This is a genomic window from Paenibacillus sp. sptzw28, from assembly GCF_019550795.1.
In the GTDB taxonomy this organism is placed as follows: domain Bacteria; phylum Bacillota; class Bacilli; order Paenibacillales; family Paenibacillaceae; genus Paenibacillus_Z.
Map to the genome: position 1 here is coordinate 1,989,230 of NZ_CP080545.1, position 19,993 is coordinate 2,009,222.

At 52.8% G+C, this 19,993-nt stretch carries 21 protein-coding genes; 15 read left to right on the forward strand and 6 right to left on the reverse strand.

The features are described from left to right. The first annotated feature begins 3 nt into the window (after positions 1-3). The 5 genes from KZ483_RS08905 (at position 4) to KZ483_RS08925 (ending at position 2,695) form a co-directional block, all read left to right on the forward strand. Positions 4-1,380 (forward strand): glycosyltransferase family 2 protein, encoded by a 1,377-nt coding sequence (locus KZ483_RS08905; protein ID WP_220352294.1) that lies wholly within the window; start codon positions 4-6, stop codon positions 1,378-1,380. An 84-nt stretch (positions 1,381-1,464) separates the two neighbouring features. Continuing rightward, complete coding sequence (locus KZ483_RS08910; protein ID WP_220352295.1) at positions 1,465-1,752, forward strand: nucleoside-diphosphate sugar epimerase; 288 nt, start codon at positions 1,465-1,467, stop codon at positions 1,750-1,752. 27 nt (positions 1,753-1,779) lie between these two features. Then, entirely contained in the window at positions 1,780-2,091 is a 312-nt protein-coding gene (locus tag KZ483_RS08915) for an alpha-helical endospore appendage domain-containing protein (protein WP_220352296.1), read from the forward strand. After that, the gene (locus KZ483_RS08920; RefSeq protein ID WP_220352297.1) at positions 2,088-2,408 is read left to right on the forward strand and encodes a hypothetical protein; all 321 of its coding nucleotides are present in this window, start codon (positions 2,088-2,090) and stop codon (positions 2,406-2,408) included. The genes KZ483_RS08915 and KZ483_RS08920 overlap by 4 nt, the downstream gene beginning before the upstream one ends. Further along, a complete protein-coding gene (locus KZ483_RS08925; RefSeq protein ID WP_220352298.1) occupies positions 2,405-2,695 on the forward strand; it encodes a hypothetical protein in 291 nt (96 codons plus the stop codon). Before KZ483_RS08920 ends, KZ483_RS08925 begins: the two co-directional genes overlap by 4 nt. A gap of 40 nt (positions 2,696-2,735) precedes the next feature. Here KZ483_RS08925 and KZ483_RS08930 read toward each other — a convergent pair whose 3' ends face one another. Continuing rightward, complete coding sequence (locus KZ483_RS08930; RefSeq protein WP_220352299.1) at positions 2,736-4,013, reverse strand: adenylosuccinate synthase; 1,278 nt, start codon at positions 4,011-4,013, stop codon at positions 2,736-2,738. A gap of 168 nt (positions 4,014-4,181) precedes the next feature. On the opposite strand from KZ483_RS08930, the gene KZ483_RS08935 reads away from it, so the two are divergent. Beyond that, complete coding sequence (locus KZ483_RS08935) at positions 4,182-5,084, forward strand: LysR family transcriptional regulator (RefSeq protein ID WP_220352300.1); 903 nt, start codon at positions 4,182-4,184, stop codon at positions 5,082-5,084. A gap of 78 nt (positions 5,085-5,162) precedes the next feature. On the opposite strand, the gene KZ483_RS08940 is transcribed toward KZ483_RS08935, so the two are convergent. Beyond that, entirely contained in the window at positions 5,163-5,372 is a 210-nt protein-coding gene (locus tag KZ483_RS08940) for a cold-shock protein (protein WP_220353344.1), read from the reverse strand. 329 nt (positions 5,373-5,701) lie between these two features. Here KZ483_RS08940 and KZ483_RS08945 point away from each other — a divergent pair, with 329 nt between their 5' ends. From KZ483_RS08945 to KZ483_RS08980, 8 genes are all read left to right on the forward strand, one after another. After that, a complete protein-coding gene (locus KZ483_RS08945) occupies positions 5,702-6,793 on the forward strand; it encodes a CgeB family protein (protein WP_258881602.1) in 1,092 nt (363 codons plus the stop codon). A 41-nt stretch (positions 6,794-6,834) separates the two neighbouring features. Beyond that, positions 6,835-7,959 carry a CgeB family protein gene (locus KZ483_RS08950; protein WP_258881603.1) on the forward strand — a complete coding sequence of 375 codons (1,125 nt, stop codon included), beginning with the start codon at positions 6,835-6,837 and terminating at the stop codon, positions 7,957-7,959. Positions 7,960-8,109: 150 nt separating this feature from the next. Beyond that, positions 8,110-9,648, forward strand: coding sequence for a glycosyltransferase family 4 protein (locus KZ483_RS08955; protein WP_220352301.1), 1,539 nt, complete (start codon positions 8,110-8,112; stop codon positions 9,646-9,648). A 52-nt stretch (positions 9,649-9,700) separates the two neighbouring features. After that, a complete protein-coding gene (wecB, locus tag KZ483_RS08960) occupies positions 9,701-10,798 on the forward strand; it encodes a non-hydrolyzing UDP-N-acetylglucosamine 2-epimerase (RefSeq protein ID WP_220352302.1) in 1,098 nt (365 codons plus the stop codon). Beyond that, complete coding sequence (locus KZ483_RS08965) at positions 10,788-11,771, forward strand: polysaccharide biosynthesis protein (RefSeq protein ID WP_220352303.1); 984 nt, start codon at positions 10,788-10,790, stop codon at positions 11,769-11,771. Before wecB ends, KZ483_RS08965 begins: the two co-directional genes overlap by 11 nt. Beyond that, complete coding sequence (locus KZ483_RS08970) at positions 11,768-12,598, forward strand: dTDP-4-dehydrorhamnose reductase family protein (RefSeq protein ID WP_220352304.1); 831 nt, start codon at positions 11,768-11,770, stop codon at positions 12,596-12,598. Before KZ483_RS08965 ends, KZ483_RS08970 begins: the two co-directional genes overlap by 4 nt. After that, on the forward strand, positions 12,595-13,557 hold the full coding sequence (locus KZ483_RS08975) for an NAD-dependent epimerase/dehydratase family protein (RefSeq protein ID WP_258881604.1): 963 nt from the start codon (positions 12,595-12,597) through the stop codon (positions 13,555-13,557). The genes KZ483_RS08970 and KZ483_RS08975 overlap by 4 nt, the downstream gene beginning before the upstream one ends. Positions 13,558-13,583: 26 nt before the next feature. Next, a complete protein-coding gene (locus tag KZ483_RS08980; RefSeq protein WP_220352306.1) occupies positions 13,584-14,354 on the forward strand; it encodes a glycosyltransferase in 771 nt (256 codons plus the stop codon). Between the two features lie 156 nt (positions 14,355-14,510). Here the strand turns inward: KZ483_RS08980 and KZ483_RS08985 are convergent, their stop codons facing one another. Together KZ483_RS08985 and KZ483_RS08990 are read right to left on the reverse strand one after the other, a co-directional pair. Further along, positions 14,511-14,723, reverse strand: a complete 213-nt coding sequence (locus KZ483_RS08985; protein WP_220352307.1) for a nuclear transport factor 2-like protein — start codon at positions 14,721-14,723, stop codon at positions 14,511-14,513. 242 nt (positions 14,724-14,965) lie between these two features. Continuing rightward, positions 14,966-15,682, reverse strand: a complete 717-nt coding sequence (locus KZ483_RS08990; RefSeq protein ID WP_220352308.1) for a glycosyltransferase family 2 protein — start codon at positions 15,680-15,682, stop codon at positions 14,966-14,968. A gap of 194 nt (positions 15,683-15,876) precedes the next feature. On the opposite strand from KZ483_RS08990, the gene KZ483_RS08995 reads away from it, so the two are divergent. Beyond that, complete coding sequence (locus KZ483_RS08995) at positions 15,877-16,836, forward strand: NAD-dependent epimerase/dehydratase family protein (protein WP_220352309.1); 960 nt, start codon at positions 15,877-15,879, stop codon at positions 16,834-16,836. Here KZ483_RS08995 and KZ483_RS09000 read toward each other — a convergent pair. Beyond that, positions 16,802-17,755: a glycosyltransferase family 4 protein gene (locus tag KZ483_RS09000; RefSeq protein WP_258881605.1), complete on the reverse strand. Its 954-nt coding sequence runs from the start codon at positions 17,753-17,755 to the stop codon at positions 16,802-16,804. The two genes, KZ483_RS08995 and KZ483_RS09000, sit on opposite strands and share 35 nt — an antisense overlap. Positions 17,756-18,169: 414 nt before the next feature. After that, positions 18,170-19,159, reverse strand: coding sequence for a ketoacyl-ACP synthase III (locus KZ483_RS09005; protein ID WP_397376193.1), 990 nt, complete (start codon positions 19,157-19,159; stop codon positions 18,170-18,172). Between the last annotated feature and the right edge of the window lie 834 nt (positions 19,160-19,993).

The following is a 19,993-nucleotide window of genomic DNA, read 5'->3' on the forward strand; positions in this document are numbered from 1 at the left end:
CCGATGATACGGAAGAGACGGAAGAGACGGAAAGTACGTTCGCCTAAAAGGCGCCGGCCCGCTCGTTCCGCCGTCCGCGTCCCTCAAGGTTATCCGGTAGGCCATGAGGCCGGATATCAGCAAGGGATGCGCGCGGGCTACGATAGCTTCGGCACGTTTTTCGAAGGAACGAGCATAATTATTCCCAGCTTCAACCAGGTCGACTATTTGAAGCAATGTATAGAGAGCATAGGGGAGCACACCGATCTTTCCTATGAAATCATTGTTGTCGACAACGCCTCGAAGGACGGAACTAGTAAATATTTGCGGAGTACCGGCAATCTTGTGCGATACCGCATTCTGGAAACGAACCGGGGATTTGCCGGCGCTACCAATATTGGTATGATGATGGCCAAAGGTAAAACGATGCTGCTGCTGAATAATGATACCATCGTTACCGAGCGCTGGCTGGCTAACATGCTGCAGTGCCTCAATAGTGATCCGAAGATCGGCATGGTGGGACCGGTGACCAATTTTATCAGCGGGGATCAGCGCATCAGTGTGCCCTATACCCGGATAGAAGATATGCACGGTTTTGCCGAGAGCTTCAATGTGCCCGATCCGGCCAAATGGCAGCGAACCGATCGATTGACCGGCTTTTGCCTGCTGTTCCGCCGGGAATTGTGGGAGCGAACCGGTTTTCTTGACGAGGGCTATGCGGTGGGGAATTTCGAGGATGACGATTACAATATCCGCGTTCGCCTGCAGGGATATTCGCTTGTCATCGCCCGCGATACGTTCATACATCACTATGGCAGCGTGAGTATGAATGCCCTCGGGGAACAGCTCACCGAGGTGAATGACCGTAATATGCAGTTTTATATGGACAAATGGGGCAATCCCCATGAGCTGGTGCACCGGGTTAAAGAAATGGTACGTGTGCGGGCAGGCGGAGGGGAACCTGAGCTGCAGCAAATGGGCGAAACGGCGTTTTTCCCGCAAGGAATCGCTGCGCGCGGAGTCGGCGAGACACTATTTTGGATCGAAGGCGGTCTGCGCCGTCCGATCATGGGCATGCTCTCGCTGCCGGTTGCGAGGTTGTCGCTGGTTGATCTTAGGCGGTGGCCGCTTGGAGAAGCGATTTCGGCGGAAGAAGCCGAAGCTCGTTGGCACGGACGAGGCGATCAGCCGGCGTCGGTAAGCGGACTGATCGCACCGGGACCTGACGGATTCGTCTATGTGCTGGAGAACGGAATGCGGCGCAGAGTGGCGAGCCAAACCGCTATGCAGGCGTGGGGCTTGCACAGTAAGCCGCTTGCCGCATTGTCCGCCGAGCAAATCGCTGCGATGGCGGAAGGTCTGCCCATCATCGCTCCGGTGCGGGTTGCGGCGCATTTGTAAGCTGTCAAAGCGGCGCCGGCTCTTTAACAGTGTCATGCGCGTTCCGCGTGCATATGCTGATAGTGAACAGGGAGGGTCAGTGACATGCATCATATTGTAACGGAACTGGTCGAGCATATGTCGCATTCTCACGAGCAAATGGTGCGTGTCCTTGAGGCGGAGCGCCACGTTGCGGTACGAATGGCTCAATTGGTGCATGCTTTGCCGGATCAGCATCCGAATTTCGGCGGGGTAAGCGAATTGATGGACCAATCGAAGGAGCTGACCAAGAGTGTTATCGCTTATTTGAACGGTATAGCCGAGCTGCAGGAGACGATAGCTCTGACTATTTCTTCCGTAATGAAAGAGCTTGGCGGCGAGGAAGAAGAATAAGGCGGGGTAAAAGGAGAGTGCTGAGCTATGGGTCGGGAAACGGCATATGCGCGAATGCTGGATGCCTCCGCCAAACTTCAGTGGAACGTGGCGATGATCCTGGAAGCCAAAGCGGTCGAGGCCGAGAAGGTCCGCAGCTGGCTGTGTAATCATGTCACGCCGGATGCGTTTTCGGATCACGAGGAGCATTTGAAGGAGACTTTGAATGTCCATGATAAAGTAGTTGATGTAATAGAGAGCCTTACCAAGGTGAACCAAGGCATGGTGAACGTCCTGAAGGCTGCGCTCCGTCAAGAACAGGAGGGCTTTGGCTTCGATATGGGAGATAAGGACTTATGAATATAGTTCGAAATGAGGGAGAGGCGCGGATCGAACTGGTCCGTTCAATTGCCCGCAGCCAGCAGGCCGTCGCCCGCATTTTGGAGAGTATAGCGGATATATCGGAGCACTCGCCGGGACTGTCCAAATCGATTCGCGAGAACGTAAGGTCGCTTACCGCGCTGCAGCTTACAATGGCAGAGGCGGTTTCGTGTGTTCGAATGAGGCGGTTGAAGCAGGGGATACCTGCAAAACCATGGCTCCAAGCGGGTGCAATCTCCTTTGATGCGGCTCCGTCCGAGGGCAGGTCAGAGACCAACGGGAGGAAACTGTTGTGAAAGCACGAGCGAGAAAAGCGGGTCGACGCCGGCGTCCGGCTGCGGCAGCGAGAACAAAACGGCGGATTCAGCGGTCTGCTGCTGCAAAACCAAGGAAATCGAGCCGGTCCGCCGGCATGCGCAAAGGCAAACCGGTAAAGCGGAGGCGTCAACAGGCCAGAAAAGCAAACAATGCCGCGAGCGCCTATAATCAGTCGTTTGATCAGGCCTATAATGAGGGATATAACGCAGGCTTTGCGAAAGGCTTTGAAGACGGGCATCAACTGGCATATGAGCAGCAGCCGTAACAAAGCGACCGCAGAAAAGCGGTCGCTTAACGGCTTTAAGCTACCTTACAATGAGCTGTTCCCGGTCAGGTCCGACCGATATGAAGCGGACGGGCACTTCGATGAGATTCTCAATTTGGAGTACATAATTCTGTGCATGCGGGGGAAGCTCATCAAACTTGCGAATATGGGATATGTCTGCCTTCCAGCCCGGAAGCTCGTCAAGAACCGGCTTCGCTGAGCCGATTATGGCCGAAACGGGAAATTGCGTCGTTGATGAGCCGTTGATTCCATACGCGGTGCAAACAGGTATTTTATCCAGGTAACCGAGGACATCGAGATTGGTCAGAGCCGCTTCCGTAGCACCCTGCAGCATGCAGCCGTACCGGGTCGCCACCGCATCGAACCAGCCGATTCGTCTCGGACGTCCTGTGTTAACGCCGTATTCTCCGGAATCGCCTCCGCGCCTCCGAAGCTCTTCTGCCGCCGGTCCCACGATTTCCGAGACAAGTGGGCCTTCTCCGACCGAGCTGGAATAAGCCTTGGTTACCGCCACGATACGGGTAATCGCATGCGGGGGTAACCCGGCTCCGACGGCGGCATAACCGGCCAGAGTTGAAGAAGAGGTCGAGAAAGGATAAATTCCATGGTCCGGATCGCGCAGAGCGCCAAGCTGTCCTTCAACCAGTATCGGGCGGCCGCTCCGTACAGCCTGAAGCAGCAGTTCGGAGGTGTTGCATACATACGGCCGGAGCCTTTCCGCTTGCTTTCCGAGTTCGGCGGCAATGAGCTGCGCATTCACGCGGGGCTTATGATACAGATGCTCAAGAAGAATATTTTTCGCCGTAAGAGCGGCTTCCAGGCGTTCCAGTAAACGCTTCTGATCATATAAGTCCGCCACTTGAATGCCGAGCTTTGCCGCTTTATCGGCATAGAACGGTGCTATGCCGGATTTGGTTGAACCAAACCTGCGGTCCCCTAACCGTTCCTCCTCCAGCTCATCAAATTGTTTATGAATCGGAAGCACGATTTGCGCGCGGTCTGAGACCTTTAAACGGGGCTCGGAAATTCCCCTGGCGGTCAACGCATCGAGCTCTTGAAACAGATCGGTGAGATTAAGCGCCACACCGGGACCGATAACGTTCGTCACCCCCGGATAAAAGACACCCGAGGGAAGAATGCGGAGCGCAAACTTCCCAAGCGAGTTGATGATCGTATGCCCCGCATTGCTGCCGCCCTGAAATCGGACCACGAAACTTGCATCGGCCGCAAGAGCATCGGTCATTTTACCCTTTCCTTCATCGCCCCAGTTCGCACCTGCAACAGCCGTTACGCTCAAGTGGACTCACTCCTTTAAAGGTGATTGTAATGCCTCTTGGCTTAATGATGGTTTTTCGCCACCACCAGAGGTTGTGCTTGTAACTTGTTCCCGGTCTCTATTATAATTTCAATAGAAATATTAATAAAATTAATATTAGTTATGTCCGATATAAAGGTGGTTAATGATATGGTTGAGAATATGGAATGGTACCGGGTGTTTTATTTCACTGCCAAGACAGGAAGCTTGTCCAAGGCTGCAGCCGAGCTGTTCATCACACAGCCCGCCGTTACCCATACGATCAAGCAGCTGGAGGCGAAGCTTGGCGGCAGGCTTTTCTTCCGCACCTCCAAAGGTGTGAAACTGACCTCCGAGGGTGAAACGCTCTATCAATATATTGAACAAGCTTATCACTTTATCGAAAATGGAGAACGAATGATAGCCGAGATGCACCAGCTTAACGATGGGGAAATCAAGATAGGTGCCGGCGATACGCTGTGCAAGCATTTTCTGCTGCCGCACCTGAGAACCTTTCACGAGACCTACCCTGCCGTCAAAATACAGGTGACCAACCGGACTACGCCTGAGACGGTCGAGCTGCTGAAGCAAGGGAGAATCGATTTGGGCATCGTCAATCTTCCCATTGCCGATAAAGCTTTGGAAATCCGTGAGACGATGCGGACCCAGGATTGTCTTATCGCCGGCGAAGCTTTCAAGCAGCTTTCGGAGAGGAAGCGTTCATGGGAGGAATTATCGGAATATCCGGTCTTGCTTCTTGAGAAGGGGAGCGTGACAAGGGCATTCTTTGACCGTTATGCGGAGCGGCAGGGGGTCATCATCAAACCGGAAATTGAACTTGGAAGTGTTGATCTGTTAGTCGAATTTGCCAGGACAGGCCTCGGAATCGCATGTGTGGTCAGAAATTTCATTGCGGATGAACTGAAGGCCGGAGAGGTTTATGAAATTCAATTGAAAAAACCGATCCCTGCCAGAGGAATCGGCATTGTCACCTTAAAGGATGTCCCGCTAAGCGCGGCTGCAGACAGATTTATCCAAGAGGTCTTGTCAGCACATACAAATTCGGCGCAGTAAGCCATGATGTACAGTTGATGCTCTCACATCGGGGGCACAGCGATGTCTTTATCCGTTATAGCGTGCACACTGCCGTTATTATGCTTGAAAACTTTTTTTTGTGCCGTTTGTCAATATCGGGAGCAATTTCGTATCGCTTATCATGGTTGAATTACATATGGGGCAGGCCGGCAGTTCGACGAAGGAGAAATTGTCTCTCATCCAGCATGAACACCCTTCATTACTGCATGTCCAAATCGTCGTTTCCTCTTCAGGAATAGGCTCCACTTGTTTTTTAGAGAAATGAATAACAAACCCTCCTCAGAGTTTTTAGCGTTAGCTAAAAACTAGCATCGTAAGCATAAGCTGAGTTTTTAGCGACCTCTTATAATATGTGATTTGGCTTCCAAATTTATACTATGTATTATTGTACAGGTAATGAACGGTATATGTTACGGTCATAACGTCCTTTTTTCAACCAAAGCCGTCGGTGCGCATGTGAACGGCTTTTTTCCTGTGTCCTCAGGTGGCGGGACAAACGCCAATTTTAGAGCCCCGGCGGACAAGTGACCAAGAGCCTTGCGTGTCACTCGCATATATATGGAGACAGAACGTAGAACAAGGCGGGAGTGTACGTTATGCGGCCGATGAAACAAGCTTACTCCGCTGCGGCGGAGAAGGGATATACTTCCGGTTATCAGAGAGGTCTGAGAGATGGTGCCTGCGAATCGCTGCTGCGCCTTATCAAACCGGCAACGCCTGTCAAGCATGATGTTCGCGTGCTTTATATTCCGCAAGGCTTCGAAGCGATCGATCAAGGGATAATTGAGGCTTTGAGGTTATCGGTACGGGAGCTGTACGTTGCGGATGCGAAGCAAATGGCAGAGCAAGCCTCTTTGCTGAGGCCGGATTGGATGGTTGTTCTGAACGGACTGCATGTGTTCCCTGAGGATCATTTGGAGCAGGTCGACGCCGTTCGCGCGCTTGGTGTTCGAACGGCTGTTTGGTTTGCTGATGATCCGTATGCGACCGAGGATACGGTGCGCATCGTGCCCCGGTATGATGTCGTGCTTACTCATGAACTGAGTACGATCGCGTTGTACCGTAATCTTGGCTGCCCGAATGTCCATTACATGCCGCTTGCAGTCCATCAAGGTTGGTTCAAGCCGATGCGAGTCGAGCAGAAATATTGCAGCGATATATGTTTCATTGGGCAAGCTTTCTGGAATCGGGTGGAAATGTTAGACGCAATCGCGCCATATCTGGCCGGCCGGCGGATTTTCATTGCAGGGGGATTATGGGACCGGATGCAAAACTTTTCCCGGCTCAAATCTTCCATTCACATGGGATGGCTTCCCGTGGAAGAATCGATACGGTATTACAACGGCGCCAAGATTGTGATCAACCTCCACCGCATGACGGCCGCCGGGGCGGATAACAAAAACACGCTTAATTTGCCTGGCAGATCCATCAATCCCCGCACGTACGAAATCGCAGCATGCGGAACGCTGCAGCTGACCGACCTTCGTGAGGATTTGCCATTATATTACACGCCAGGCAGTGAGATTGAGACCTTTACAAATGCTGCGGAGCTGCAGTCAAAGCTGGATTACTATTTGAACCACGAGGATGACAGGCGTGCCGTCGCGCTTCGGGGATTGCGCAGGACGATGAAAGATCACACGTTCCAGGCGCGCGTGCAGCAGCTTGCCGAAGCGCTTAATTGGTAACACCACAACCGCGTTACAGCTTGAGGAGAGGAGTGAACCGGGTGGCGGCTTCCAAGCGCAGAGGACGAGGCGATTTGACTTTGAGGCAAAGTACGTTGGGACGGGAGAACGGTTACCAGCTCGGATGGGAGCACGGTTATTGGTATGGACAATGCGAATCGGTAATGAAAAAGGCTGAACGAGCAGTAGTAGCCCGGCCGATCCATGTTCTATTCGTCGCAACAGGCAAAGGCTTTCCGTATTCGCCCCTGGACGAGGCAATCTCGACCACATTGAGGGGGCTTGTCAGACAGCTGACGGTTACGGATGCAACTCAGCCTGTAGCCGCTATTGCAGCCAGAGTCCGGCCTGATATTGTCATTGTACTGGATGGCTTGCATTTCAATTTGGCTCATGTTGATGAAATGCGCCAGAATGGAATCCGTACGGCGATTTGGTTCACCGACGACCCTTACTACACCGATATTACGGGTGCGATTGCCGGTCATTACGATGAGGTCTTTACGCTCGAGCTCAACTGTGTCGACTTCTATCGGCGGTTGGGCTGCAGAAGCGTGCATTATTTGCCTCTTGGAGCTTTTCCAACCGAATTCAGGCCGCGCAACCCGAAACGGACGCAGCGCCACGATATTTGTTTTATCGGCTCCGCCTATTGGAAGCGGGTTGCTTTCTTCGATCAGGTAACCGGCTACTTAGCCTCCAAAGATACCCACATTTCGGGAATTTGGTGGGAGCGGCTGAAGGATTTTTCAACATTTTCGAACAAAATCGGCCTTGGACGATGGATGGGACCTCGTGAGACGGCGGATATGTATAACGGCGCAAAAATCGTTATCAACATGCATAGGGCGCATGACGACGAAACCTTTAACAACAACCAGACCGGAATTACGGCTGTGTCCCCGAATCCGCGTACATTTGAGATTTCGGCCTGCGCCACTCTGCAGCTGACGGATATAAGGGATGATCTCGTTTCCTTTTATACGCCTGGCGTAGATATTGTAACTTATTCGTCGCCACAGGAGATGGTGGAGAGAATTGAATATTATTTGACTCACGAGCAGGAAAGGCGTGATATCGCCATGCGCGGCATGCTGAGGACGATGCGCGATCACACTTACCAGAACCGCCTTGAGACAATGCTGGCGATTTTGTTTCCTGTTTAGGGCGAATCGATTACCAAGATAATGGCCGAGGCGGTTCAAGCCATATTTGTGCTCTTGTAAAGGGTTCAAGTGTCGTGCCGATTGAACTGCCCTTTCAATATATTGTATTACCGAGGAAAATGCAGTCATAGAAGGAGGTGGGAGGGCGGCTTGAGGCATTCAAAACCGAAAATGCTTATCTTCTCGCACATATGCACTCCGCAGTATATTACCGGTGCGGAGAAGCTTCTGTTGTTCATGGTTCGTGAGCTGCTGCCGACCTTCGATTGCACGCTCGTCGTACCGAATGACGGTGTTATTGCGGAACATGCGAGACGGCTTGATATCCCCGTTATAATCCAGGATGTTCCGCTCATTAATTCACTGTATTCCGCTGAATCCCATATGAATGATGAAATCGCAGAGAAGCAGCAAAGCGTGCAATGGCGCGAGCTGATACATCTCTTAAACAGTGAGCGCCCGGATATAGTGCTGACCAATACGTGCGTACATCCGCTGCCTGCCATTGCCGGCAAGTCACTGGGCATTCCCGTCGTCTGGACCGTAATGGAGGCCATTCGCCGGACACCTTATACGTCGGCCGCGGCAGCTGTCATAGAGCGTTATTCCGATTACTTACTCGGGATTTCCGAAGCAGCGCTTGCCCCTCTGAGAACTCCGGGTTTGCTTCCGAAAACCTCTCTCATCCTGCCTTCCTGGCATCATGGCGAATTGGCGCCCGAAACATGGCGCGAGCAACGGCAAAACCGGCGGAACCAGCTCGGTATAACGGACGGGCACAAGCTGATCGGATATATTTCATCGTCGATTTACGAGGCTAAAGGCCTCGAACATTTCATGCAAATGGCGGTCGACGTGTCCGAGCGGTTTCCGCAAGCGGTGTTTCTGATCGTGGGTAATCCGATTGACCCCGCCTATTTTGAAAAATGTCTCGATTATGCGCGCAGCCGGAATATCATCGGCCGTTTCAGGTGGATTCGTTTCGAGGAACAGGTGCAGACGGTATACCCTGCGATGGATATCCTCGTTGTTCCGAGCCTATCGGTCGAAGGATTCGGAATGACCGCTCTCGAAGGCATGGTGTTCGGAAAGCCTGTCATTGTCTACGGCTCCGGAGGGCTGGCTGAGATCGGCGAGTCGACCGGCAATGGAGGCTTCGTCGTGCCGACCGGACATGTGGAAGGATTATTCAACCGGGTAAGCCGCTTGTTGGGGGATGAAGCGCTGCTGCAGGCTGTCGGAGCGCGTAATCTGGAAGCGGCGATAGGCGCGTTCGGCATTGACGCATACCGGGACCGGCTTCGCAAATTCGTCGATGCGCTTATCGTGCGCGGGTATATACCGCTGTGGCTGGTAAGGGGCAGCGGGCCGACCGTATATCTGTTCGAGGACGGAGTACTGAGGCCTTTTGGCTCGGAGGAAGCTTTTCTTGGGGGAGGATACCTGTTTGAAGATGTCCGGACCGTTCCGGACAGTATGATAGCTTCTCTTCCACAAGGCGAGCCGATCGGCGGCCATACACCGCAGCGTGGGGGCAAACGACGGAGAAGGACGGCGGGACGCCGGAGAGGCGGGCCGGCCCGCCGTCGTCAGGCTCTCCCGAGGAAGGCCGGCAGCCGCCGATCTCGAAGAAGCGGAAAAGGCTCCCGGCGGGGTTCCGCCTCAGGAGGACCGCGCAAACGGCGCTGACTGCGAAGATGCGTCCTGCTTCTAGTTTTCTCACTGAAAGGGGAATTGGATAATGCGCGTGGTAACGATCTTAGGCACACGCCCGGAAATCATACGACTTAGTCTAATCATCCAGAAACTGGATGCGCTGGCCGAGAAGCATGTCCTCGTGCATACCGGACAAAATTTCTCTCCATCGCTCAGCGACATCTTCTTCCAGGATCTCGGCTTGCGGCAGCCCGACTATATGCTCGGTGAAGGCATGCAAACACTTGGCGGGCAGCTGTCGCTCATGTTCGGTGAGGTTGAACGGGTGCTTACGGCAAACAAGCCGGACGTCGTTCTTCTGCTGGGTGATACGAACAGCGCGCTTTGCGCCATAATCGCCGAACGAATGGGAATTCCCGTCGTTCACATGGAAGCGGGCAACAGGTGCTACGATCTGCGTGTACCCGAGGAGAAGAACAGGCGGATTATCGACGCGGTGTCGACGATCAACATGCCGTACACCGCTTACAGCAAAAGCAATCTGCTGCGGGAAGGATTTCCGGCGGAACGAATCGTTCTGACAGGCAATCCGATCCATGAAGTAATCTCCCATTACATGCCGCGCATTGAAGTGAGCGATGTTCTGGAGCGGCTGGGCCTTGAAGCGGGGGGCTATATGCTCGTAACCGCGCACCGCGCGGAGAACGTCGACAGGCCGGAGATGCTCGCCGGCATTCTCGAAGGGTTGAACCGGGTTGCAAGGCGGTTCGACAAGCGGCTCATCTGCAGCGTTCACCCGCGCACCCGTTCCCGGATTGACAACGGGAGCGTCCGGCTCGAGATGGATAAGCGGGTAGAATTTTATGAGCCGTTCGGATTCTTCGACTTTGTCCGGCTCGAACGGCATGCCGCTTGCGCAATAACGGACAGCGGGACCGTTCAGGAGGAATGCTGCCTGATGGGCGTTCCAACAGTGACGATCCGCCAGACGACCGAGCGTCCTGAGACGGTCGACTGCGGTAGCAATGTCGTCTGCGGGCTTAACTCCCGGCGGATCGAGGAAGCGGCGGCGGTCATGACCGCGCTGCCGGCCAAGTGGCAGTGTCCGGAAGGTTATTTGGCGAACGATGTGTCGGATAAAGTGGTCAAATTTGTGCTTGGAGGGAAATGGGATGTTTACTAATCAGCGTATCCTGGTGACCGGGGGGACCGGATCCTGGGGGTATGAACTGATCCGTCAGCTTCTTCCGCAGCAGCCGAAGGAAATTATTGTCTTTTCCCGAAATGAATCGAGTCAGGTCGCGATGAGCCGTTCGTTTGAAGACCCCCGTTTAAGCTTCTGTATCGGCGATATCCGTGACAAGGAGGCGCTGATGCGGGCATGCGAAGAGGTGGATTATGTCTTTCATCTGGCAGCGCTGAAGCATGTTCCGGTTTGTGAGGATCAGCCTTACGAAGCGCTCAAAACGAACGTCATCGGCACTCAAAATGTCATCGAAGCGGCTATTGCGAATCAGGTTAAACGTGTCATATATATATCCACCGACAAAGCCGCGAATCCGTCGAATTTCTACGGAATGACGAAAGCGATCGGCGAGAAGCTGATCGTTTATGCAAATCTGCTCCGGTCGGACACGACATTTGTATGCGTGCGCGGCGGCAATGTGCTGGGTACGAATGGAAGCGTAGTCCATCTGTTTATGAATCAAATCCGGACGAAGCAGCAGGTTCGCATTACCGATATGAAAATGACCCGCTTTTTCCTGACGCTGCAGGATGCGATACAATTGCTGTTTAAAGCTTCTGAGGAAAGCCTTGGCGGCGAAATCTTCGTCATGACTATGCCGACATGCAGGATCGTCGACCTTGCGCAAGTATTGATGGATGCAATGGGGATTGAGGCGAAGATGATTGAAACAGGAGTTCGGCCCGGTGAAAAGATTCACGAAATCTTGCTGACTGACCACGAGAGCACCACTACGATCGTCTATGACAGCGAATATCTCGTTATTCTGCCGACGCTTGATATCCCCGGACTTCGTCAACACTACAGCCAATATAAGGCCGTTGATTTCGAAAGCTTCAGCTCCGGCAATTCGCTTATGAATAAGGAAGAAATCCGTTCGATGCTCGTACGCGGGGGGTTCCTCCCATGAAGCTGCTTATCATCGGAGGGCGCGGGATGGCGGGTCATATGCTGGTTCGCTATTTCCGGTCGGAGCCAGGCTGCGAGGTCGTTTATACGACAAGGTCCAGAGAGGACCGCGAAGGATATTTGCTCGACGTTACGGATGGGGCAGCGGTCGCTTCCCTCATCCATGAGCTGCGCCCGCATGTCATCGTCAATGCCGTCGGCGTACTTAATCAGGATGCCGAAGATCATCCGCTTGAGGCCTATGGGGTTAACGGGCTGCTCCCGCATTGGCTCGGGCATCTCGCGGATGAGGTCGATGCACGCCTGATCCACATTAGCTCCGATTGCGTATTTAGCGGTTCACGAGGGAAATACCGCGAGGATGACCTGCCGGACGGAGCGACTGTGTACGCCAAGACGAAGACGCTAGGCGAAATGCGGGATTCACGGCACCTGACGATTCGGACCTCGATCATAGGGCCGGAGATCCGGGAGAACGGGATCGGACTGCTGCAATGGTTTCTGCGGCAGGAAGAATCGGTTTACGGCTATGGCCGTGTCATGTGGAACGGAGTGACTACCCTTGAGCTGACGAAGGCGATCGCTTATGCAATAGCGAGGCCGAATCTGGGCGGCCTCGTTCACTTGACCGCCGCAGAAACGGTCAGCAAACTGGAGCTGCTGATGCTGTTTAGACATTATTTCCATAAACCGTATTTGACGATTATTCCCGACTACCGGATTGCGATCGACAGAACGCTGGTCTCCACCCGGGCGGATTGGTGTTATGAAGCGCCTGGTTATGCGGTTATGCTTGAAGAGCTGGCGCAATGGATGAGAGAAGCATGAGCCGCCCACGCCTGCTGATTACAGGCGCCGGCGGCTTTTGCGGCGAGCATGCCTGCCGTTACTTCGCGGATGCGGGCTGGGATGTGACGGCACTCGTCCATCGCTTGCCGCAGCAAGGTGAAGCGGAATGGCTGAGATGCGCTCAATCCGTAATTCGCTGCGACTTGATTGACTTGAACGAGACCAAAGAAGCGTTGGTACGGGTGCAGCCCGGTTACGTGCTGCATTTGGCCGGTATGAACGCAGTCCCTCCATCCTGGAGCGATCCGGCGGATGTGCTTCACAGCAACGTAATGGGAACGGTGCACCTGCTTGAAGCGGTTCGGCGGCTTGGCGGCGGAGACGGCAGCGGCAAAGATGGCATTGTGAAATGCCGCGTCGTCGTGGCCGGTTCGATGCTGCGCTTTCCTCTGCCGCCTGCCGGCGAGTTGCCTTCGCCGCCGCATCCTTACAGCTTGAGCAAAACGATGCAGGTGCTGGCGGCGCAAAGCTGGGCCGCGCTCTACGGAATGGACGTCGTCGTTGCGGAGCCGTCCAATTTGATCGGGCCGGGCCGCTCAAGCGGCATATGCGCCTTGATTGCCCGTTACGCTGCCGCAGCGGAGCGTGCCGCAGCTGCCGGCACGACTCCGCCGGCGCCGTTCCGGCTGTCATCGCGGACGGAGAATCGCGATGTGCTCGATGTGCGCGACGCGGTGCGCGCATATGATCTGCTGCTTCGCCAGGGCGAGCGAGGACGTATCTACCCGGTTGCGTCAGGAACGATGCGAACGCTGGGCGAGCTTGCGGATACATTCGATTCGCTCGCATCCTGCCCGCTGCAGTGGTCCGTCGGCGAGTCGGATTCGCCTTCACCTGCTCCTGTCGATTGTCATGCAGTCCGGGCGCTGGGCTGGTCGCCGCGTATTCCGCTCATGCAGTCGCTGCAGGATGCGCTCGAGACGGCACGGAAGCCGTAAAGCTTGAACTGGGAGGGGAAAAGTGAATGGGGACAAGTGGGCCGAAAGTTACGATCGTGATCCCTTTTTACAACGATCCGTATGTAACGGAGGCGGTAGACAGCGCACTTGCGCAGACTTACGGCAATTTGGAAATTATAGTTGTCGATGACGGCTCGACCATGCATGCCGATAAGCTGAAACAATACCGGGGCCGGATCTATTACCTTGGCAAGGCAAACGGCGGAACAGCCAGCGCGTTAAATCATGGATTCCGATATGCAAGCGGCAAATATATAGCCTGGCTCAGCTCCGACGACCGGCTTTACCCGCTGAAGGTGGAGCGGCAGGTGAAAGAGATGGAGCGGCGGGGCGCGTTAATCAGCCACACCGGTTTTGATACGATTGATGGCGGAGGTAAGCTGACGGAGCTTGAGATCATTCCGCCTAGCAGCGAGTCGGGGGATTTCTACCGCGCTCTGCAAAGCAGCAACCCCGTCAATGGCTGCACGGTCATGATGCGCAAATCGCTGTTCGACACAATCGGTAATTTCGACGAGCAGCATCCGTTCACACATGATCTCGATTACTGGTACCGGGTTCTGCTTGCCGGTATTCCGTTCCATCTGCTGGCAGAGCCGCTGAGCGCTTACCGGTGGCACGACAATATGGGCACGATGCGCAACCGCGAGGCGATCGAACGTGAAACCGCTATGACATTCGCCAAATATGAGAAGCGTTGGCAGGCTTATATCGCCCGTCTCGGCTTTATGCCGCCAACCAGAGCCAATGACCGCAAAATTACAAGCCGGATGTAGCGGGAACAAACTCGGTGCCAGCATGCTGACGCAGCGATTCAGAAACTGCCGGGGAGAAACAGCTCTTGCAGTTCCATTTTGGATTGGACTTGTACTCCCGGCAATCGTCACGGTTGATCAGGAGTACTTCGTTCCGGATCGAAATTGAACTGCCATTCACTCTTCAAGTCTTTCGGGTATGGGTTTCAAAGGATACACCTTCCAAAAGAAATCATCCACCTGGTGCTGATCGGCAATATAATTATAAGCTTCCACAATTTTTCCGTTTTCGATTTTAACAGTAATGATCCAGTTCAAATCGATTTTATGTCCGTCATACTCGCCCCAACCACGGTGCAAATCGACTACGTAAGTATCATTTGCTTCCATGAATAATGGTTCCGCCTTGAAATTGGCGCGGCTTTACCGACCAAAGCCACTTGTACCGCCATTTTCAAACGCATTATGGGATGTACTCCACGTAAGATATTGGACAAATGAAATTCGCGTAAGAAGAGTGGCAAAAAGAAGTTGCCGCAGAACTGCGCAGTATCGTTGAAAACGAATATTAAGTCAACAACAAAGAAACCGCCTGCTCCGGCGGTTTCTTTGTTGTTTCGACTTTGGGCGCATTACCCGGGCAGCTCCATCAGCAGCTTATCGAGCCTTCCCGCATAGAGATTGATAATAGCCTGCGCTTCTTTCAGTACCGAGTCAAAATGCTTGACGGTCCCCATCTGGGAATGCCGCCGGTAAACCGTTAACGGCTCGTTAATATAATGGAAATCGACCCGCTCCAGTATAATCCGGATCCACAAATCGTAATCGTGCGTATACGGCAGCCCTTCGTTGAACCAACCGATGGATTGGAGAAGCTGCTTCGTCATCATAATTGTGCAGCCGTTAATCGCACAACCGTGACGAAGCGACGAAATAAACGCCTTCGCAGAAGGGAATTTGACGGCTTGAGCCAGAGAGGTAACCGTCCCGTGCTCGTTCATTACATCGTAATCAGTGTGGCTGATTTCTGCGCCGGTCTTCTCCATATAGGCTACCTGCTTGGCGATCTTATCCGGCATAAACCGGTCGTCGGAGCTCAGCCATGCCACATATTTGCCGGAGGCAAGCTTCATGCCGTAATTAAGGGCGCTGGCCGTACCCCCGTTGGCTTTGCCCAAATAATGAATACGGGACAAGTAAGGCTTCAGACGTTCCTGATAGCGCGTAGAACCGTCATCGACGACGATAACCTCAACGTTCGGATATGTCTGATAAAGCGCGCTGATGACCGCCTGATCGACATACGGATCGTTATAAAACGGTATAATGATCGACACTTTCGGTGTCATATCCTTTTCACCTCACTGTTTTACTTTTTCTACTTACTATATGGAAACAGGGCGTATGCAGACACGACAGTTGTTCTCAAGCATTCGACCATTTTCATGCGAAAATCTCATATTTGCCGGAGTTGTCCACACCTTTTGATAAACCGCTTTCATAGAATAGAGAAAATGCGTTTTACTCTCGGGAGGGATGGATTATGAAAACAGTCGTAACGGGTGGTACTGGATTTATCGGTTCACGGTTGACGGCCGCTTTGATCAGCGCCGGCAACGAAGTGCTTGTTCTCGACGACCTCTCATCCGGCAGTGCGGAGGATATACCTCAAGGGGCGAAATTTATGCAGATGAGCGTGTGCGACCCGGAATTGCCGAGTCTGCTTGGAGCCGAACGGCCCGAGGTCGTTTATCATATGGCTGCGCAGGATGTCTCCAGCCTTACTTTTACCGATGTGCCGGCGGATTTGACGACCAATGTCATCGGTACTTTAAATGTGCTTGAAGGCTGCAGACAATCACCAGGCTGCAAAATTGTATTGGCCTCGACTGCCGCGGTTTTCGGTGACTTAAATATTTTCAAGCCCAGTGAAGAACTCCCTGAAAGACCCTTGTCGCCTTATGGATTGTCCAAAAGAATAGCAGAAAGATATACCGTCTGGTATTACAGGCTTCATCGCGTTCCCTTCACGATTCTGCGTTTTGCCAATGTTTATGGTCCGGGGCAAAAACCGAAGGCGGAAGGGGCTGTTGTCGCGGTTTTCATTGAGCGGCTGCGTCAAGGACTGCCGCTGCTCATCGAGGGTGACGGCACTCAAATGCGCGACTTCGTGCATGTCGACGATATTGTTCGCGCTTGTCTCCTGGCAGCCTGCAAAGGCTTCAATGAGACCCTGCATATCGGCACGGGAGAGCCATGCTCGATTATTAAGCTTGCTCATACGCTGGCAGCTCTTCAGAAGGATCCGGTTCCTGCTGTTCGCCACGTCGGAAAGCGGCCCTACGATGCCTTCCACAGCGTGTTCGTTCCCGATAAGGCAGGAGCGGTTCTTGACTGGTCGCCGCAAATCAGATTCGCGGAAGGAATCCGTGCCACCTATGCGGCGGAGACCGGTGGCGGGAACGGCATTAACTATAGGGACGAAGTCCAAGCGCAACCATGATGTTAACGATGTCTGCGGCATAGCGGCCAGGGGAGAAATGCGTGCGGATGTGCTGCGCCGCCTGAACGCGGATGCTTTCGGTCAAAGCCCGGTTGTCCATAAGCTCGGAGGCCTCGCGCACCGCTTCGGAGACGGAACGGGTTTTAAAAAATTTGCCCGTCCGGTTATGGTCTATGAAATGACGGACACCGTCCGAATCAGTCGAGAGCACAGGACACCGGCAGCTCATCGCTTCGGCCACAGCATAGCCGAAGCCTTCGACGAAGGAGGTGGACAAAACAAATCCCCCCGAATCGCCGATTACGGACAAATAGTGCGGCATATGATCATGGGGAATGTTGGAGCGGATCTTCAGGTCCGGCATCAAATTCAAATCCCGGACGAGCTCGTTGAATTTGGCCCGTTCTCCCGGTTCGGATATATTCGCATCTTCGAACATCCATATTTGCAAATCAGGGCGCTGCTTCTTCAGCGCCGCGCTTATTTCCAGAAACAGCCGCCAGTTTTTGTTTTTCTCAAGCCGTCCGATCCAGCCCAAAATCGGTTTGCCGGAGGGATTTAATCCCAAGGCTCCAATATGAACAAACCGGCCGGTATCGATCATATTCTGGATATAGAAGCGGGGAATATCGGCTAAATAGGTTTGGAACAGAACCATAAGATGCGAGGTAGGAGTGCTTATGGCTGCACGAGCATACCTCCGTATAAATTGTGAAGCAAATTGCAGCGTTGACTGGGCCTCTTCGTAGGTGCCGAGTCCCTGTGCCTCATAAATTAACGGGCCTTGATAGCCTATCCCGCGCAGCCGTTGAAGCATTAAATGGTCGCAGGTAACAATGACGGCGTCGTATCGGCCGTCAGACAGCACCTTTTGAATATCACCATCGTTATTTGTAATGAAATGCGGAATATCCGCCATGTTCTGCCTTCCTGCACCGTTCTGTAGATACAAAAAGTGGCTTTCTATTCCGACCATACGCAAAGTGCGGCACCGAAGACGGTTGAGCGTTTCAATCCCTCCACTGGGAACAAAAAAGGTGAAAAGCAGCTTCATCGCTGTTCCGTCCTCTCTATACGATGGATTTACAAAGAATAAACCTCTGGATTTCAAGCCGAATGTCCGGTTCCAATAGTGTATGTTCGGAGCCGAAATTCCGATTGGGTACTCGTCTCTTAAAAGCCGGAAATGACAAGAAAGAGTTTAAAGGTCTTCTAAAGGGTAGATATAGTAGGAAGGGAAGGGAAGGGAAGGGAAGGGATGCCCGGAAAGGCGGTCCGGACATACACCATGTATGAACGGTACCGCCTTGAGGAATTCCGGAGATTCGATCTTTTAAAGGGTCCAGCGAAGCAAAAGAGCCGCTTCGGTAAGCCCGCCGCCAAAGCCATAGAGCAGCATGATATCACCTGTTTTGATGCGGCCATCCTTCAATGCAAGGTCAAGCGCCAGTGGAATGGAAGCTGCCGAAGTGTTGCCGTACTGCGCCATGCTGGTCAGCGTCCGCTCGACGGGAATGCCCGTTTTCTCGCAAACGGATTCCACAATCCGCATGTTGGCGCTGTGCGGGACGAACCAATCCAATTCATGCGCCCGGCAGCCGTTCTGCTCCAAAATGGATGCGACCCCTTTCGGGACCTGGGTTACAGCCCATTTATAAACCTCACGGCCGTTTTGCACAATTTTGCCCGTTGTGTCAATCGGGTGCCCGCCTATGGAAGAGGAAAGGCTGGAGCGATAAAGATGATGGCCTTCTTCTCCGGTTGTTCGCACATAAGAGCCGAGGAAGGCCCCTTCCTCACTCCGTTCCACCAACACTGCTCCTGCCCCGTCCCCGAACAAAATGCACGTCGAGCGGTCGGTATAATCGGTCGCCTTGGACAATGTCTCCGCGCCGATAACGAGGATTTTACGGTGAACGCCGGAGAGCAGAAGACCGTTCGCCAGCTGCAGTGCTGCAACGAAACCTGCGCACGCGGCTTGAATATCGACGGCTCCGCAGGATGCGATTCCGAATTCAGCTTGTACCCGGGCCGACATGCTCGGGAAATACGTATCGGGCGTAGTCGTTGCGACCAGGATAAAGTCTACATCGTCCAAAACCGCATCATAGCGCGATTGCAAATCCCGGACAGCCGCAAAACACAGATCGCTGCAAAATTGTTCATCCGATGCGATCCGCCGCTCATAAATTCCGGTTCGCTGAACAATCCACTCATGGTTCGTATCGACCATCCGCTCCAAATCATCGTTTCGAAGCACCTGCTCCGGAACGTACGCCCCGAATGCGGTTATTTTGGCATGTGACAACAAGGTTGGCTGCAGCACACTGCTCATCTCCTTCTTTATGATCAGGTATTAGTACCAGGTTCTAATATTTTAACTTTATTTAAATTTAACGGTTATGTCAATGAGTGGTGTCATATTTGTTGAGAATGTTTGCAGAGTTTGGGATAGTAAATCGTCAGATATACAGGGAATATTCAACATTATTTATAAATATTCAAAGTGATAAACAATTGAACAACTGTACGCGATACAGCAACACAGAGATCAAATAACAGGTTTCATATATTCCTCCTGTACCCACGAAAATACGGAACGGGTTGCGCCCCATCATCCAAAAAGGAGGAGCGACAGTAACGATTGGAGTACAACAAGGATGCGTATCATCCTCTACACAGCCGGCACGCTTCTTTGACATTGTGAAGTGTACGCCTGTCAGCTTCGCGAAGCAAACCGGGGGCCGAACAATACTACTCGATTCGTATCCTTTCCGAGCGAATGAACAGGCTCCACAGTAATGAAGAGAGCCCAATAATGGGGGTTCTTTCGTATGCAATTTACAACCTACCTCACCGTGCTCATTTTTAACGTAAAAACGAATCTTGAGAGCAAGTCAGCCCCCTGTTGTGGATGGACTGCTTTTCAGAGTAAGGTGTCCCGGTACGGCAAAGGCGAATCTTAGACTTCTTGAGGATCAAAGTTCATGAATCTATTATGTTAGCTCAATAGAGAAATGAAGCTGCCATTCACTAGAAAAAATGATTCAACTATGTGGTGGTTTTCTTAAAAATGCTTATTGATTTATTGTAACATGGCGGATTCTGCAAGTTTAGTACTTGCACTATTCTACACACAATTTCACGTTCGAGAAGA